Below are 16059 nucleotides of genomic sequence, written 5' to 3' on the forward strand. Positions count from 1 at the left end.
GGATTGGATAATCAATAGATATGGATGCTAATATACCAAGACACTCACCTAAAATACAAAAGATAATCATTTAAATCTCTAATAAATACCCACCTTGCCACTACTGAATCGACATAGACAAAATGAGAACTTATGCAAATATTTGTCTATATTTTTAGTTATAGTTAATTACTCTCAACCGACGCGGTTTAAGCATAAAATTCAACCAACTGGTGAATCAAAAACAATTGGCGGGGCAAAACAAAGAACACATCTGCCTTGCCCTGCTCGATTTAGACTGGTTTAAGCAAGTAAATGATCGCTATGGACACGATGGAGGGGATCAGGTACTCAAGCAAATTCCAAAAATTTTGCAAAAAAATCTACGCAGTGAAGATATTATCGGACGTTTTGGTGGCGAAGAATTTATGATTATTTTCTCCAATACCTCACCGCAAATTGCCCAAAATGTACTGGAACGCTGCAGAATTGCCATTGAACAACATCGTATTGCCTATGCAGAACATGAGATTCAAATTACCGCAAGTTTTGGTTTAAGTGCCTTATATGTTTATCATGCAGATCAACATGAATTAATTCAGCGTACTGATGCTGCGCTGTATAAAGCCAAGCAAAGTGGACGTAATAATGTGCAGCAAGATATTGAATCATGAATATTAATTTTGTTTAAAATACAAACAAAAATCGCAGGTCATACAATTTTTTTTAAACTGCGACTATCACTAAGTGACTGCAATACATTCTTTAAATTTATAAATAAAATTACTTATTTATATTAAATGTAAATTTTATCAAATAGTAAAATTTAATCCTAAAAATAAGCAGCTGATCTGTTTTCTGGCAAAATTTTTAAAAAATTTAGGCAATACAAGAGTATGATGTGCTCAATTTAGCTTTTGAGTGCTTACTTTATGTCCAATTGGTTTCCCAAATGGCGCCCTTATGAAGGCAGCATTGATGCACGTCCTGTAGGTACCAATGAGTATCTACCGCCTGCACAAACCGTTGTATTGGGGATACAACACGCATTTGCCATGTTTGGTGCCACTGTACTTGCACCTTTTTTAATGGGCTTTGATCCGAACCTTGCCATTTTAATGTCAGGAATTTGTACCATCCTGTTCTTTTTCATGACAGGTGGGCGTGTTCCAAGTTATTTAGGCTCAAGCTTTGCCTTTATTGGGGTGGTGATTGCTGCCACAGGCTATGCAGGCGCAGCAGGCGGTTTAAATGCCAATATTGGGGTTGCGGCAGGCGGGATTATTGCCTGCGGTATTTTATATGCCCTGATTGGCTTTTTGGTGATGGCTACTGGCACCCGCTGGATTGAAAAATTAATGCCACCTGTGGTGACAGGTGCGGTGGTGATGATCATTGGTTTAAACCTTGCTCCTGTCACGGTCAAAGCGGTTGCAGGCAATCCATTTAATATGTGGATGGCCTTGGTGACTGTGCTATGTATGGGCATGATTGCCGTATTTACCAAAGGTTTACTGCAACGCCTCTTGCTCCTGATTGGCTTGCTCATATCGTATCTGATCTATTTTGTAGTCACCAATGTCATGGGTTGGGGGACGCCAATTAACTTCGCACCGATTCAGCAAGCCGCTTGGTTTGGCGTACCAGACTTTCATGCGCCTGTATTTGATGTGAATGCCATGCTGATTATTGCCCCAATTGCCTTCATTTTGGTGGCAGAGAACTTGGGACACATTAAAGCAGTAGGTGCCATGACTGGTGAAAACCTCGATCCACACATTGGTAAAGCCTTTGTAGCAGATGGTGTTGCCACAACCCTTGCAGGTGGTGTCGGTGCACCGGGTATGACTACCTATGGTGAAAACATTGGGGTGATGGCTGTTACCCGCGTGTATTCCACGATTATTTTTGTGGTGGCGGGAGTCTTTGCTATTTTCCTTGGCTTATCACCAAAATTTGGGGCAATTATCCATACCATTCCTACCGCCATTTTAACGGGCGCTTCGATTGTGGTATTTGGTTTGATTACCATTGCTGGCGCAAAAATCTGGATTGAAAACAAGGTCGATTTTTCTAAAAACAAGAACCTGATGGTGGCTGCCGTGACCATTATTTTAGGAACGGGTGACTTTGCACTACAATTGGGCAGCTTTAACTTGGGCGGGATTGGGACAGCAACTTTTGCAGCCTTGTTCCTGAACTGGTTCTTTAGTTTGCGTGATCCCTCTTAATCAGAACTTGCGGTCATTTGCTTGAACCTAAGCAAATGCCGAAACAATGCAAAAAGACCGAACAACAGTGATTGTTCGGTCTTTTTTTACCTCAAACGGTCTGTCTAGAATGAACCGTTTTTAAGAGATAATGCTTTTACTTGGCTTATTTCTGTTTTTTAAGCTCTTGCTTAAGTTGCTTCAATTTGCCTTTATGTTTTGAAATCTTTTTCAAACGTGCTTTGATTTGTTGCTTCAAAGATTTAACTTGCTTAGCCATGGTATTACTCCTTAGTAAGGCTATTCGTTGCCATTGTGTTGTTTCACAAAACTACGAATAAATTTTCTTAATTCACGAGCAGCACTAGTATCAAGTTCTTCACATAAACGAATAAATTCATCACGTTCAGTACTATTAATACGAATTAAAAGTTGTCCATCTTTCTTGCCTGTCTTTATTTTTTTGATTTGCTCGTTCATTGCTGATCTCTCCAAAATAAAGACTGCTTTGCAAAAGATGTATATACAATATATATACTTTTTAAAATAAAGCAAACTTACAATATTAAAAAATGTAATAAAATCATATTCTTTTTTTTACCAATTCTTTTTAAAAACCCAGCAAAGCCAAGACAGGCAAGGCTTTGCGCTTAAAACCACCTGCAGAAAAAATAAGCAAATTATTTTTAAAAATTATGCTTTGAATACCAAGATGGCATATAAATACGCGGTTTTACCGCAAAAACGCAAAGTTTGGGCTGCGTTTGAAGCATCGCCCAAACTTAGGGATAGATCAATTAAGGACGGAATTCTTTTAATTCACGCTGAATAAAATGCTGAATCATATCGTGATACAAACGCTCGACCATGTCAGGATCGACTGCATGTTGCAGAGCCAAAGTACGGACTTTTTCAATCACTTCTTTCACGCGCTGCGGTGACTGTACATCTTCCACAGTCTGTTTATGGCGCATGGCCTGATCGACATAAAACTGACGCGATGCAATCAGTTCAATTAAAGCCACATCAATTTGGTCTATTTTGTCACGTGCTTGTTGTAATGAGTTTACTTTTTCATTGTTCATGGGCTTGGGCTACACTTTCAGTTTCGGTTTCGTTTTCACTCTTATACTTTTCTTCTAACACATTACTGAAAATACTTTCAATCATCCACACCCGATATAAGCTGTTAAACACGTAGCTTTGCCCATCTATGCGCAATTCCAACACAGGAAAATCGGGCTGAGATTTCATTTCACACAGCATATCGTTTTCTTTGAGCAACTCGGTCACATCGACTGTGGTCAGTTGATCTAACTCCAGTTCACGCTGCATACGCTCAAAATGCGCTTTAAAGGATAAATCCTGTCCCCTCGTCCATACCGCCTGCAAAATGCGATACATGGCATCCACACGCTGTTCTTCAGGCGCACTGTAATACAGTTGTGCCATTTGATAAGTCGCCTGCTCAGTCGGGCGGCAAAACGGCGTAAACGCAACATCAGTACGTTTAGATAAACGTGTTGCCAAACTCCAGTCAAACCAGTCGCGTCCATGATAAGACAAGGGATACACATTCAAATGGATATTGTAATAGGCAGCTAATTCTTCTTTGATATACGCCAATAACAACCAAGAAATCGGGTCTTCCAGTGCAATATACAAATCCAGTTCAGGGTCGAGTGCCTGAATTTCATTGAGTTCTTCGGCATCACTAATTAAATGTTCTCGCCATTCAATGTGATTGATCAAGAAAATAGGATTATCGGTGAGTAATTTTTGTTGTTTTAAACGGCGTGTCAAACGCAATAAATCATCGACCGCATGATATTTACGTCCACCAAACTCAAAATAACTGGCCAATACAGGTGCATCATCAAAAACCCGTTCAGGAAAATCCTGAATTTGATGATGACGGCTGGACATGGCATATAAAGTGCGTAATTTACCCGACTGCTTTTGCCACAGCATGTGAAACACATCTTCGAGTAAATACAAGAAATCCTGACCACGTAACGGCGTATGCCGCAAAATAGCTTCTGCCTGCATTAAGGCCTCTGCAGTCGGTGGTTCAGGGCTATCGTGAAAACTAAAACGGTGTTGTTTGGCAAGAATTTGTGCATCTTGAATACAATAATTTTGCCATTCTGCAGCCGACATTTGATTCGGTGCATCGCCACTTTGCCGCGAAATCACCACGGTTAAAGGTTTTAATTCATCGGCCAGAATATCTTCTAATTGCGGCAACTGCTGTACCGCCAAATAGCTATATACATCATCTAGACGTAAATACACACTCAGTCCGTGTTCCGTGGGCAACACCGCTTGCCGAGATGGTTTTTGATAAAACCAACTCGATCTGATCGGATCGAACCAACGGCGTAACAGTGACATGAGATCAGCCTCTAAAAAGAAAATCCTTGTGGTTTGGGGACAAGCCACATGCAAATCATGTGCGCTCGTCCTTCAATAGTACACAAGGATTTATATCAATTCATATAAAAATGATCAATTAGACCTCTAAATTCAGATCAGTCACTGCACCTTTTTCTGCGCCCGATGCCAATTTAGCAAATTTCGCCAATGCACCATGGGTATAGTTTGGCTTTGGTTTGACCCATGCCGCTTTACGTGCTGCCATTTCCTCTTCCGACACATGCCAAGTCATTTCACGGGTTTCGGCATTAATCGAAATTTTATCGCCATTTTTCACCAGACCAATTGGCCCGCCTTCATACGCTTCTGGGGTCACATGCCCAATCACAAAACCGTGACTGCCACCCGAAAAACGTCCATCGGTAATTAACGCGACTGAATTACCCAAACCTTTACCAATAATTGCAGAAGTTGGTTTCAGCATTTCTGGCATACCCGGGCCGCCTTTAGGGCCTTCGCCGCGAATCACCACCACTTCACCTTCTTGCACTTCGCCATCTAAAATACCGCGCATCGCACCAATTTCACCTTCAAAGACACGTGCAGGGCCTTCAAAATACAAGCCTTCTTTGCCTGTAATTTTTGCCACTGCGCCCGTAGGTGATAAGTTGCCTTTTAAAACCACCAAGTGTGAATCTTTTTTGATTGGCGCATCAAACGGTAAAATAATTTGCTGACCTTCAGGATAATCAGCAACATCGGCCAAGTTTTCTGCCAAAGTTTTACCTGTAACCGTTAAGCAAGAACCATCGAGCATGCCTGCATCTAACATACGTTTCATCAATGGTTGAATGCCGCCAATGGCAATCAGCTCCGACATTAAATACTTGCCCGATGGACGTACATCGGCCACCACTGGAGTTTCCTGACCAATACGCACGAAATCATCTAGTGTCAGTTCAACCCCTGCAGAATGTGCCATGGCAATTAAATGCAGTACACCATTGGTCGATCCACCCAAAGCAATCAGCACTTTAATGGCATTTTCAAAGGCAGATTTGGTCATAATGTCACGTGGTTTAATATCCAGACGTAACAGATTCATGACCGCTTCGCCTGCACGTTGGCAGTCATCCATTTTATCTTGAGAAACAGCTTCTTGTGCCGAAGACCCTGGTAAACTCATGCCCAATGCTTCAATGGCCGATGCCATAGAGTTCGCGGTGTACATGCCACCACAAGAGCCTGCACCTGGCAAAGCCACTTCTTCAATTTGTTTGACCTGAATTTCGTTAATTTCACCTTTGGCATGCTGACCCACGGCTTCAAATACCGAAATAATATCGGTGTGTCCTGCACCAGGTTTAATCGTTCCGCCATACACAAACAAGCCTGGACGGTTTAAACGCGCCAGTCCCATAATGCAACCTGGCATGTTTTTATCACAGCCACCAATTGCAATCACACCATCATAGGCCTGACAGCCCACCACAGCTTCAATTGAATCGGCAATGATTTCACGTGAAACCAGTGAATATTTCATGCCTTCGGTGCCGTTAGAAATACCGTCTGAAATGGTGATGGTATTGAAAATAATACCTTTACCACCAGCCTGATTCACGCCTGTTTCTGCTTCGCGCGCTAAGCCATCAATATGCATATTACATGGTGTGACATTGGCCCAAGTCGATGCAATGCCAATAAATGGACGAGTAAAATCTTCATCCTTAAAACCCACCGCGCGCATCATGGAACGTGCTGGTGCATTTTCAATGCCTTCATAGACTTCGGCTGAATGTTCGCGGATATTCTGTTTACTCATGGCTGATTCCTTAGCAAGATGGGTGAAATGTCGTGTTCATCATGACAATTTATTTTATTTTTCATTGTATCGAAAGCAGGCAGGATGTAAACGAAAATGCCTGTCTAATTTCATCGCTCAAATTTGCTGCGATACTGACATCGCTCATTGCAGACACATAAAAAAGCACCCCAATTTTGGAGTGCTTTTTTGTAGCAGCTTAAATTGCCAAGTACTGCTTAGATTTCACGTACCGCACCTTTTGCCGCACTGGTGGTATGCATGGCATAAGCTTTCAACGCTTTAGAAATTTTACGTGGACGTTCTTCTGCAGGATGCCAGCCTTTAGCTTCTTGCGCTTCACGACGTGCCGCCATAGTTGCGTCATCTACCGCCAAGTGAATGCTGCGGTTTGGAATATCAATTTCGATACGGTCACCATCTTCAACCAGACCAATCGCACCACCTTCAGCCGCTTCTGGAGAAACGTGACCAATTGAAAGACCTGAAGAACCGCCCGAGAAACGACCATCGGTCAGTAAGGCACATTCTTTGCCTAAACCTTTCGATTTCAAATAGCTGGTTGGATAGAGCATTTCTTGCATACCTGGGCCACCACGTGGGCCTTCGTAGCGAATCACCACCACATCACCCGCTGTAATTTTACCGCCCAAAATCGCGTCTACAGCAGCATCCTGACTTTCAAAAACACGTGCTGTGCCGTTGAATTTCAAAATAGAATCATCCACCCCTGCAGTTTTTACAATACAGCCATCTAAAGCAATATTGCCGTAAAGTACCGCCAAACCACCATCTTTAGAGAAAGCGTGTTCTGCATTACGAATCACACCATTGTCACGGTCACCATCTAAACGTGAATAGTAACGGTCTTGTGAGAATGCTGTTTGGGTGGGTACGCCGCCCGGTGCAGAACGGAAGAACTGGTAAACGTCTTCATTTTCGGTACGGATGATGTCCCATTTATCCAAAGCATCTTTTAAAGTCGCTTCGTGAACTGTGCCTACTGAAGTGTCCAATAAACCTGCGCGATCCAGCTCGCCTAAAATAGACATAATGCCACCCGCACGGTGTACATCTTCCATGTGAACATCTTGTTTTGCAGGCGCTACTTTACATAGTACAGGCACTTTACGTGATAAACGGTCAATGTCATCCATGGTGAAATCCACACCTGCCTCATTGGCAGCCGCCAACAAGTGCAGTACGGTGTTGGTTGAACCGCCCATGGCAATGTCCAACGTCATAGCATTTTCATAAGATGCTTTGGTTGCAATTGAACGTGGCAATACGCTGTAATCGTCTTGTTCATAATGGCGTTTGGCCAATTCCACAATCAACTGACCTGCTTTATCAAACAGTTTTTTACGGTTGGCGTGAGTTGCTACAATTGAACCGTTGCCCGGTAAAGATAAACCTAGAGCTTCTGTTAAGCAGTTCATTGAGTTTGCAGTGAACATCCCTGAGCATGAACCACAAGTTGGACATGCAGAACGCTCATATTCAGCAACTTCTTCATCCGTATAGTTGTCATCTGCCGCCACAATCATCGCGTCAATCAAGTCAATCGCGTGTTCATTGCCACGAATTTTGACTTTACCTGCTTCCATTGGGCCGCCAGACACAAACACCACTGGAATGTTCAGACGCATAGCAGCCATCAGCATCCCTGGTGTGATTTTGTCACAGTTGGATATACACACCATTGCATCGGCGCAGTGTGCGCTGACCATGTATTCTACCGAGTCGGCAATCAAGTCACGCGATGGCAATGAATACAACATGCCGTCATGACCCATGGCAATCCCGTCATCTACAGCAATGGTGTTAAATTCTTTGGCAACACCACCTGCCGCCTGAATTTGCTCTGCCACCATTTGACCGAGGTCTTTTAAATGCACATGGCCAGGTACAAATTGTGTAAATGAGTTGACCACCGCAATAATCGGCTTACCGAAATCTTCGTCTTTCATACCCGTTGCACGCCATAAGCCGCGTGCACCCGCCATATTTCTTCCGTGTGTCGATGTTTTTGAACGATAGTCAGGCATTATAAAGTTCCAACTTGGTTGTGCTGAAATGAATCTGAAATTCATTCTGGCGAAATAATACTGTTTGCAAGATCTGTATCACTGCAAAATAGTTTAAGAGTCTTTCTATTTTACTACAGCTTGAGGTAGTAAGGCTGCTGCTTTACCAACTTTATGATGGATAAAAAGTGACGAAAAACTACAGCACTTTGTTGATCATACTGAATGCAATACAAAACTTTCATGAATAATTTTTAAATTTTGCATTACTAATTTTTATCATAATAATTTATAGCACAGCGACAAGGTGGATTTGTTACAACCCGTTCCGACCTTTGAGCCGCAATTTGTTATAATTGCCGCGTCATCTAAAACTATGGGTTGATTTCCATTGAAAATCGTTTTTGCAGGTACGCCTGAATTTGCTGCAAGCGCTTTGGCAGCACTCCTGAACACCGAACATGAGATTGTCGCGGTTTACACCCAGCCTGACCGTAAAGCAGGACGCGGACAAAAACTCACAGCATCTGCGGTGAAGCAATTGGCACTACAACACGATCTTCCTGTCTATCAACCTTTACATTTTAAATCATCTACTGAAGAAGGTCTGGCGGCTCAACAAGAATTGGCTGCATTGAATGCCGATGTGATGGTGGTTGCTGCCTATGGTTTAATTTTGCCGCAAGTGGTTTTAGATACTCCAAAATATGGCTGCTTGAATATTCACGGTTCTTTACTACCACGTTGGCGTGGTGCAGCGCCGATTCAGCGTGCTATTGCCACAGGTGATACCGAAACAGGCATTACCATTATGAAAATGGCTGCAGGCTTAGATACAGGCGATATGATGTATAAAACCCTATGCCCAATTACTGCCACAGACACCTCTGCCACTTTACATGACAAACTGGCACAGCAAGGTGCTGAAGCGATTGTTGAAGTATTGGCTTCAGAGCAAAAATTGCAAGACTATTTGGCTGCGCGTGAAGTGCAAGATGAAGCCTTGACGGTCTACGCACACAAACTGACGAAAGCCGAAGCGCAAATTAACTGGTCACAAACTGCAGCCGAAATTGACCGTAATATCCGTGCCTTTAATCCGTGGCCTGTGGCGTTTATCCCTTTAGATGACACTCAAAACTTGCGCGTTTGGGGTTCAGCATTATCGGATGAATCTGCACAAGGCAAAGCTGCAGGCACAATTTTAAAACTGGACAAACAAGGCGTACACGTCGCTTGTGGCGATCAACAAGCGGTATGCTTAAGCTCGTTGCAATGGCCAGGTGCTAAACCGCTGAATCCTGTGCAAATCATTCAAACTCAAAAACTTCAAACAGGACAAGTTCTCGCATGAGCCATTCTGAATCAGGCAACTCACATTTGAACTTGCGTGCCCAAGTCATCCGTACGCTATTGGCTGTACAACAAGGGCAATCATTGGCGAGCGTTTTACCTGCACATTTAAGTAAAGTCGCAGAACGTGACCGCGCCTTGTTTCATGAGCTGGTTTTGGGCACCTTGCGACAATGGTATGCCCTAAAAAGCATTACTTTGCCGCTGTTGGTAAAACCACTCAACAATGAAACCGTTGAAACCTGTTTATATGTTGGCTTATATCAAGTGCTTTGCACCCGTGTAGCCAGTCATGCCGCAATTTCAGAAACCGTAACTGCAGCCAAACAATTGGGCTATCAAGCACTCAGCGGTGTGGTGAATGCGATTCTGCGTCGTGTTTCACGTGAAACATCGGAATTTCAAACGGCTTTGGCACAAGCACATGGTTTGCCAAGTTGGTTGTATAAACGCTTGAAAAAAGATTGGCCTGAACAATTAGAACAACTGACGCAAACTTTAAAGCAAACCGCACCTCTGACCTTAAGGGTTAATACACGCCAAATCAGCCGTGATGACTATTTAGAAATTTTGCAGGAACAAGAGATTGCAGCAGAAGCTTGCACCGTGTCTGAAGTCGGCATTGTGATGTTGCAAAATGTGCACATTCCTGACTTACCTGGTTTTGATGAAGGCGTATTTTCCGTTCAGGATGAACATGCCCAACTGTGTGCAACGCTCTTGCCAAATTTAGATGGCAAAGTCGTGGTCGATGCCTGCGCAGCACCCGGCGGTAAAACAGCGCATCTGCTCGAAAAATTTCAGCCTAAAAAATTGATTGCCTTAGATCAGGATGCCAAACGTCTGTTACGTGTCAGCGAAAACCTAGAACGTCTGCAACTGAATCAAGAAGCGCAAGTTGAAATTTTGGCTGCCGATGCAACCACATGGAATGCCAGTGAAGCAGTGGACTGTATTGTATTGGATGCACCGTGTTCTGCAATTGGAGTCTTGCGTCGCCATCCAGATATTCGTTTGCTGCGTCAATCTAGCGATATTCAGCAAACGGTGGCATTACAGCAACAGATTTTGCAGCAGATGTGGCAGCAACTCAAAGTTGGTGGCACCTTGCTTTACATTACCTGCTCGGTTTTAAAAGCCGAAAATGAACAGCAAATGCAGCAATTCTTTGCCGAACATCAAAATGCCAAAGAAGTCAAAATTGATGCAGATTGGGGCATTCCACAACTGTATGGACGCCAATTATTGCCGCAACAAGGACGCGGGGATGGTTTTTATTATTGTCGTATTGAAAAAACCGCCTAAGCTGTTTCTGTTTTAACGATTCTTCTCATTTAATAGCCTTTCCAAAAAAATAACCCTTGAATCAATCAAGGGTTAATTTAGGGTCTGTTGACACTTCGTCTATGTTTGCGACGACGCATATTTTTTAGCTGATATAAGGCATGGGACAGGAAATTTAGTCATTCTAAATGACTGGCACATAACGCAATAGCAGCAAAAAATATGCTTGTCCTTCGCTGCGCCTTGCGCTGCAAACAAAGCAGTGCTTGTTTTTGCTCAGGCTGTGCAATGCCTTACAACATTGCACTCGTTCAGTAAAATGCTTAGTCTTCAAGTTCATCTGGGTTTTTGATCAGGTGAATCATCGCCAAAACTAAACCACCCCAAAGTACCACTGTTGAAATAATCAACATCACCAATGCAGATGTATTCATCTTATTTCTCCGCTGCGTCGTGATCTTTTAAGCGGCTAAGCAATACCGCGCCAATAATAAAGAGCACTACGGTACCACCACCCACGGTGAGTAAAATGTGTAATGGATAACCACCATAGCCTTCTGCAAAAATAGATTTCAGGGTTAAGCCTAAAGCCACGAGCAATGAAAGCGGAGTCACGATGGTTAATAGGAAATTCCAGCCCCAACCCAATTTAATGCTTGAGTATTGGTTAACGTGTTGCTGCAATTCTTTGAGCAATGGACGACGGAACCAAGTCACCAAAATGATCGACAATAAACCACCACCAACAATACCAATGTTGTTGGCAAAGTAGTCAATGATGTCGACAAAAGTGATCGCGCTGTGGGTAGAGAATAAAATGGTTGAAACAATAGCTGAACCACCCGCAATGATGGTTACTGCACGCTTACGCGACCAACCCAGTTTGTCTTGGAACGCAGCAATGGGCACTTGCAGAATACTCACCATTGAGGTCACCCCTGCAACCGTCAATGAAGCGAAGAATAAGAAACCAAATAAATCGCCACCTGCACCCAAGCTTGAAATGATTTTCGGGAATGCAATAAAGGCTAAACCAATACCACCAGAAACCACTTCATCTACCGATGAACCTGCGCTGTACGCCATGAAACCAAGCGCAGCAAAAATACCAATACCCGCTAAAATTTCAAAAGATGAGTTTGCAAGTGCAACCACCAAGCCTGAACCAGTCAAGTTGGTTTTAGGTTTTAGGTAAGATGAGTAGGTCAACATAATCCCGAAACCCACTGAAAGTGAGAAGAAGATATGACCAAAGGCAGCTAACCATACTTTATAGTTCGCCATCGCTTCCCAGTTAGGCGTAAAGAAAGCATTTAAGCCATCGACTGCACCCGGTAAACGTAAAGCTTGAACCACGAGAATAGAGAACAAAATCAGCAAAAGTGGTATAAAGATTTTATTTGACAGCTCAACCCCTTTTTTCACCCCGCCGTATAAAATGAACATCACCACCGTCCATACGATGACTAGACCAATAAATAAGGTTGGTACAAAACCAAAGGCTAAGCCTTCACCATTTTGTAAGTAGCTTGTGAAAAAGAATTTTTCAGTGTCTGTTCCCCATTGCTGACCAATGGAATAGAACATATAACTGCCTGCCCAAGACAATACGCTGGCATAGTAAATACCAATCAGCAAAGTCACCATCACCTGCCACCAGCCCAATGCTTCACTGTTCATGAGCTTTTTATAAGCGGTTGGTGGTGCTTTACGGTATTTATGCCCAACTGCATAGTCCAAAAACAGCAATGGCAAACCTGCGGCAAAGATCGCAATTAAATAAGGGATTAAAAATGCGCCGCCGCCATTTTCATACGCAACATAAGGGAAACGCCAAATATTGCCCAACCCGACCGCAGAACCAATGGCTGCGATAATAAAGCCTGATCGCGCGGACCAACTCTCACGAGAATCTGTCATAGAACACCTAAACTTCAGGTTATTTTTTGCTGCTTGTTTTTTAATTCTGACCTTTTATATAAATAACTTGCTTTTTCATTAGCTTAAATTTACTTTATATAACGGTACTTTAGCGCACGCAAAAAATATCCTGCAAAAAATGAAAATCTGGGTGTTTGCTTTAGAGTCACACCTTTTGAGCATCAAATTCTAAAGGTCAAACAGCGAAATATTCGGAAAATCTTGCTTAAAGTCTTTGCCCAATATTGCGCTTTTGTATGGCTTAACAATACTCATTTTTGAACAATTTTTCTGTAAATTCTGCTTAGAAAGATGCTTTTTGTATGCATTTTTTTAATCAAACGTTCAAATTCCACTCCATTTTGACTTGATTTTTTAGTTATAAATTGTATAACTATTTGGAATGAAATTTTGATGCTATTTGAGTTATTTTAATTTTCACCTATTTTAGCAGCGCTGTAGCCTATTATTCACCGAACTACAGCACTGTAATCAATCATCTCAAAATTCAGAGTTAACTCATCCTTTCTCTTTATTTATAACGATGCATCATTAGATCAGATACTTAACGCTTAATTACCAATAAACGCTCTTCCTGCATATCCCGAATAGCAGATTGAATCCCTTCACGCCCTAAACCCGAATCTTTCACTCCACCATAAGGCATATTGTCCACACGGAACGATGGAATATCATTAATAATCACCCCACCAACTTGTAACTGATCCCATGCATACAGCATTTTTTCCAAGCTTTGTGTATAAATACCCGCCTGTAAACCAAAACGGCTTTGGTTAATACGTGTAATTCCTTGTTCAAAAGATGAATATTTTTCCAAAATGGCAACAGGGCCAAAAACTTCATCTTTATAAACCTCCAAGTTTGGATCGACCTGTTCCAATAAAGTCGGCTCAAACATCACACCTTTCAGCTCGCCACCTGCCAATATTTTTGCACCTTTTTTCACCGCTTTATCAATCCACTTTTTCAAGCGCTGCGCTTCAGCTTCCTTAATCATTGGCCCGACTAAAGTACTGTCCAAATCAGGATCTGCTGCTTTAATTTTCTTAAGCTGACTCACAAGTTTCTTTTTCAGTTCAGCATACACGTCGTCATGCGCCAAAATACGTTGCACACTAATACACACCTGTCCTGCATGATTATACGCCCCACTAATTAAGCGATGAATCAATGCATCATTCAGTTCAGTATCGGGTTCAATCATCACCGCTGCATTGCCGCCCAACTCTAGCGTTACTTTTTTGCGTCCTGCGCGGGCTTTCATATCCCAACCCACCACATCTGAACCAGTAAAACTGAGCAGTTTAAAACGGTCATCAGTCACTAAAACATCGGCTTGCTCACGCTCACAAGGTAATACTGAAAACGCACCTTTAGGTAAATCTGTTTCAGCCAACACTTCTGCAATTTTCAATGCTGAAATAGGCGTGGCGCTGGCAGGTTTTAATACAAAAGGGCAACCTGCAGCAATCGCGGGCGCAATTTTATGTGCAGTTAAATTCAACGGAAAATTAAAAGGGCTGATCAAAGACACAGCACCAATGGGTACATGCTTAACCATCCCTTGATAATTCGCAGCAGCAGCCGTCACCGCCAACGGTAAAATTTGTCCTTCATCTAGTTGAGACACTGCATCTGCAGCAATTTGGAAGGTATTAATTAAACGTTCAACTTCTGCCATCGCGGCCAAACGTGGCTTTCCACCTTCAGCAATTAAAATCTCGACCAATTCTTCACGCATGTTTTGAAAACGCTGCACACAATGCAACAGAATTTTTTGTTTTTGAAAGGGCTGTAACTTTGCCATTTCAGCTTCTGCTTTTACGGCTGCACGAATGGCCTTTTCAATACTTTTTTCATCGGCAAGTGCAACACGCGCATATACTTTTTGAGAATATTTATGCTGAACGGCTAACCATTGCCCTGTTTCTACGGCTTTATTGGCAAGATAGAGCGGGTAATCGACAGGTGGATGGGTATTTTGCATACTGAAATCCTCTATTTTTGGCGCGAATTAGGCTATATTTTTACAAGAATTTTGATTCAAGAAAATGTATGATGCGCTAAGTTGGACAATATTTCACATGATTTTTTGTCACGAGAACATCACAACACTAAACCATTCATCCCAAATGATGATGAAAAATACTAGGGTTTATATGCTTACATTACAACGTTTTGCTTTAGCATGCAGCTTAATTGGTTGTTCAGCGGTTCATGCCGATATTATTGGGGTAAAAGCCAGTGTAGATTATTGGAAATATAGCGCAGACTGGAATCAGGCTCAGTTATCACCAAACTTAGATGACGATTTTGCCTTACCCTTTACTCTGGCAGTAGAACATCCTGTTCCTTTTTTACCCAATGCCAAAATTAAGCATGCCAATTTGCAGGCCGAAAGCGAGCAAAGCGCTGCTGGTGTAAAAATCAATCAGCTGGATTTAGATTACTCAGACTTCATTTTATATTATGAAATTTTAGATAACATTGTTGCAGCAGATGTTGGATTTGGCGCCAAAGTACTTGAAGGTGACTTAAGATCTAATTTGTTTTCAACACAAGACGTCAGTGAAACTTTAGCTATGTTATATGCAGAGGCAGCAGTTAAATTACCGTTTACGGGTTTAAGTGCCAAAGCTGAAGCAAATTACGCCAAAAATAGCGACAATGAAGTGCGTGATGCTCAAGCTGAAATTAAATATAACTTTATTGATGCGATTCTAGTGGATGTCGGTTTAAAAGCGGGTTATCGCATCTTAGACATTAAACTGAATCAAGATTCCAACCAAGAAACTCAATTAGAGTTTAAAGGTCCATATTTAGGCTTAGAAGCACATTTCTAAGTATTTGAATTTATATAAGTTTAAAACCCTTAAATTATGTTTAAGGTTTTTTTATTCTTAGTATTTTATTTTATCCATAAAAAAACACCCTCAACGTTAGTTGAGGGTGTTTAGAATAATGAGCTGGCGATGACTTACTCTCACATGGGTAACCCCACACTACCATCAGCGCGAAGAGGTTTCACTTCTGAGTTCGGGAAGGGATCAGGTGGTTCACTCTTGCT

13 protein-coding genes and 1 rRNA gene are annotated in these 16059 nt (G+C 42.2%); 5 read left to right on the forward strand and 9 right to left on the reverse strand.

Annotated features, from left to right (window positions below):
* Positions 1-167 precede the first annotated feature (167 nt).
* Together FTU98_RS12710 and FTU98_RS12715 are read left to right on the forward strand one after the other, a co-directional pair.
* Positions 168-653 (forward strand): GGDEF domain-containing protein, encoded by a 486-nt coding sequence (locus FTU98_RS12710; RefSeq protein ID WP_286379081.1) that lies wholly within the window; start codon positions 168-170, stop codon positions 651-653.
* Between the two features lie 258 nt (positions 654-911).
* Positions 912-2210 (forward strand): solute carrier family 23 protein, encoded by a 1299-nt coding sequence (locus tag FTU98_RS12715; protein WP_004970352.1) that lies wholly within the window; start codon positions 912-914, stop codon positions 2208-2210.
* 279 nt (positions 2211-2489) lie between these two features.
* On the opposite strand, the gene FTU98_RS12720 is transcribed toward FTU98_RS12715, so the two are convergent.
* The 5 genes from FTU98_RS12720 to ilvD (FTU98_RS12740) all read right to left on the reverse strand — a co-directional run bounded on the left by FTU98_RS12720 (position 2490) and on the right by ilvD (FTU98_RS12740) (position 8435).
* Positions 2490-2669 carry a hypothetical protein gene (locus FTU98_RS12720; RefSeq protein ID WP_004970356.1) on the reverse strand — a complete coding sequence of 60 codons (180 nt, stop codon included), beginning with the start codon at positions 2667-2669 and terminating at the stop codon, positions 2490-2492.
* A gap of 317 nt (positions 2670-2986) precedes the next feature.
* Entirely contained in the window at positions 2987-3274 is a 288-nt protein-coding gene (locus FTU98_RS12725; RefSeq protein ID WP_179988877.1) for a chorismate mutase, read from the reverse strand.
* Entirely contained in the window at positions 3264-4583 is a 1320-nt protein-coding gene (locus FTU98_RS12730) for a hypothetical protein (protein WP_180051493.1), read from the reverse strand. Before FTU98_RS12730 ends, FTU98_RS12725 begins: the two co-directional genes overlap by 11 nt.
* Positions 4584-4701: 118 nt before the next feature.
* Positions 4702-6387 (reverse strand): dihydroxy-acid dehydratase, encoded by a 1686-nt coding sequence (gene ilvD, locus FTU98_RS12735; protein ID WP_004970362.1) that lies wholly within the window; start codon positions 6385-6387, stop codon positions 4702-4704.
* A gap of 218 nt (positions 6388-6605) precedes the next feature.
* Positions 6606-8435, reverse strand: a complete 1830-nt coding sequence (ilvD, locus tag FTU98_RS12740; RefSeq protein WP_019837334.1) for a dihydroxy-acid dehydratase — start codon at positions 8433-8435, stop codon at positions 6606-6608.
* A gap of 370 nt (positions 8436-8805) precedes the next feature.
* Here ilvD (FTU98_RS12740) and fmt point away from each other — a divergent pair, with 370 nt between their 5' ends.
* A complete protein-coding gene (gene fmt / locus FTU98_RS12745; RefSeq protein ID WP_179994460.1) occupies positions 8806-9768 on the forward strand; it encodes a methionyl-tRNA formyltransferase in 963 nt (320 codons plus the stop codon).
* A complete protein-coding gene (gene rsmB / locus FTU98_RS12750) occupies positions 9765-11072 on the forward strand; it encodes a 16S rRNA (cytosine(967)-C(5))-methyltransferase RsmB (RefSeq protein WP_180051494.1) in 1308 nt (435 codons plus the stop codon). The genes fmt and rsmB overlap by 4 nt, the downstream gene beginning before the upstream one ends.
* A gap of 302 nt (positions 11073-11374) precedes the next feature.
* Here the strand turns inward: rsmB and FTU98_RS12755 are convergent, their stop codons facing one another.
* From FTU98_RS12755 to FTU98_RS12765, 3 genes are all read right to left on the reverse strand, one after another.
* Positions 11375-11485, reverse strand: coding sequence for a methionine/alanine import family NSS transporter small subunit (locus tag FTU98_RS12755; protein ID WP_004970370.1), 111 nt, complete (start codon positions 11483-11485; stop codon positions 11375-11377).
* Position 11486: 1 nt separating this feature from the next.
* Positions 11487-12971, reverse strand: coding sequence for a sodium-dependent transporter (locus FTU98_RS12760; RefSeq protein WP_180051495.1), 1485 nt, complete (start codon positions 12969-12971; stop codon positions 11487-11489).
* A gap of 565 nt (positions 12972-13536) precedes the next feature.
* Positions 13537-14979, reverse strand: a complete 1443-nt coding sequence (locus FTU98_RS12765; RefSeq protein WP_180051496.1) for an aldehyde dehydrogenase family protein — start codon at positions 14977-14979, stop codon at positions 13537-13539.
* Between the two features lie 172 nt (positions 14980-15151).
* Here FTU98_RS12765 and FTU98_RS12770 point away from each other — a divergent pair, with 172 nt between their 5' ends.
* The gene (locus FTU98_RS12770; RefSeq protein WP_180051497.1) at positions 15152-15835 is read left to right on the forward strand and encodes a TIGR04219 family outer membrane beta-barrel protein; all 684 of its coding nucleotides are present in this window, start codon (positions 15152-15154) and stop codon (positions 15833-15835) included.
* A 121-nt stretch (positions 15836-15956) separates the two neighbouring features.
* On the opposite strand, the gene rrf is transcribed toward FTU98_RS12770, so the two are convergent.
* A 5S ribosomal RNA gene (rrf, locus tag FTU98_RS12775) occupies positions 15957-16059 on the reverse strand; the annotation flags it as partial.

The sequence above is a fragment of the Acinetobacter sp. YH12211 genome (assembly GCF_013418015.1).
GTDB classification, from domain to species: Bacteria; Pseudomonadota; Gammaproteobacteria; order Pseudomonadales; family Moraxellaceae; genus Acinetobacter; species Acinetobacter towneri.

Coding starts and splice junctions, on each gene's coding strand:
- FTU98_RS12725 (WP_179988877.1), bottom strand. CDS start 3,274: ATGAACAATGAAAAAGTAAACTCATTACAACAAGCACGTGACAAAATA.
- ilvD (WP_019837334.1), bottom strand. CDS start 8,435: ATGCCTGACTATCGTTCAAAAACATCGACACACGGAAGAAATATGGCG.
- FTU98_RS12715 (WP_004970352.1), top strand. CDS start 912: ATGTCCAATTGGTTTCCCAAATGGCGCCCTTATGAAGGCAGCATTGAT.
- FTU98_RS12755 (WP_004970370.1), bottom strand. CDS start 11,485: ATGAATACATCTGCATTGGTGATGTTGATTATTTCAACAGTGGTACTT.
- FTU98_RS12760 (WP_180051495.1), bottom strand. CDS start 12,971: ATGACAGATTCTCGTGAGAGTTGGTCCGCGCGATCAGGCTTTATTATC.
- FTU98_RS12730 (WP_180051493.1), bottom strand. CDS start 4,583: ATGTCACTGTTACGCCGTTGGTTCGATCCGATCAGATCGAGTTGGTTT.
- ilvD (WP_004970362.1), bottom strand. CDS start 6,387: ATGAGTAAACAGAATATCCGCGAACATTCAGCCGAAGTCTATGAAGGC.
- rsmB (WP_180051494.1), top strand. CDS start 9,765: ATGAGCCATTCTGAATCAGGCAACTCACATTTGAACTTGCGTGCCCAA.
- FTU98_RS12765 (WP_180051496.1), bottom strand. CDS start 14,979: ATGCAAAATACCCATCCACCTGTCGATTACCCGCTCTATCTTGCCAAT.
- FTU98_RS12720 (WP_004970356.1), bottom strand. CDS start 2,669: ATGAACGAGCAAATCAAAAAAATAAAGACAGGCAAGAAAGATGGACAA.
- FTU98_RS12770 (WP_180051497.1), top strand. CDS start 15,152: ATGCTTACATTACAACGTTTTGCTTTAGCATGCAGCTTAATTGGTTGT.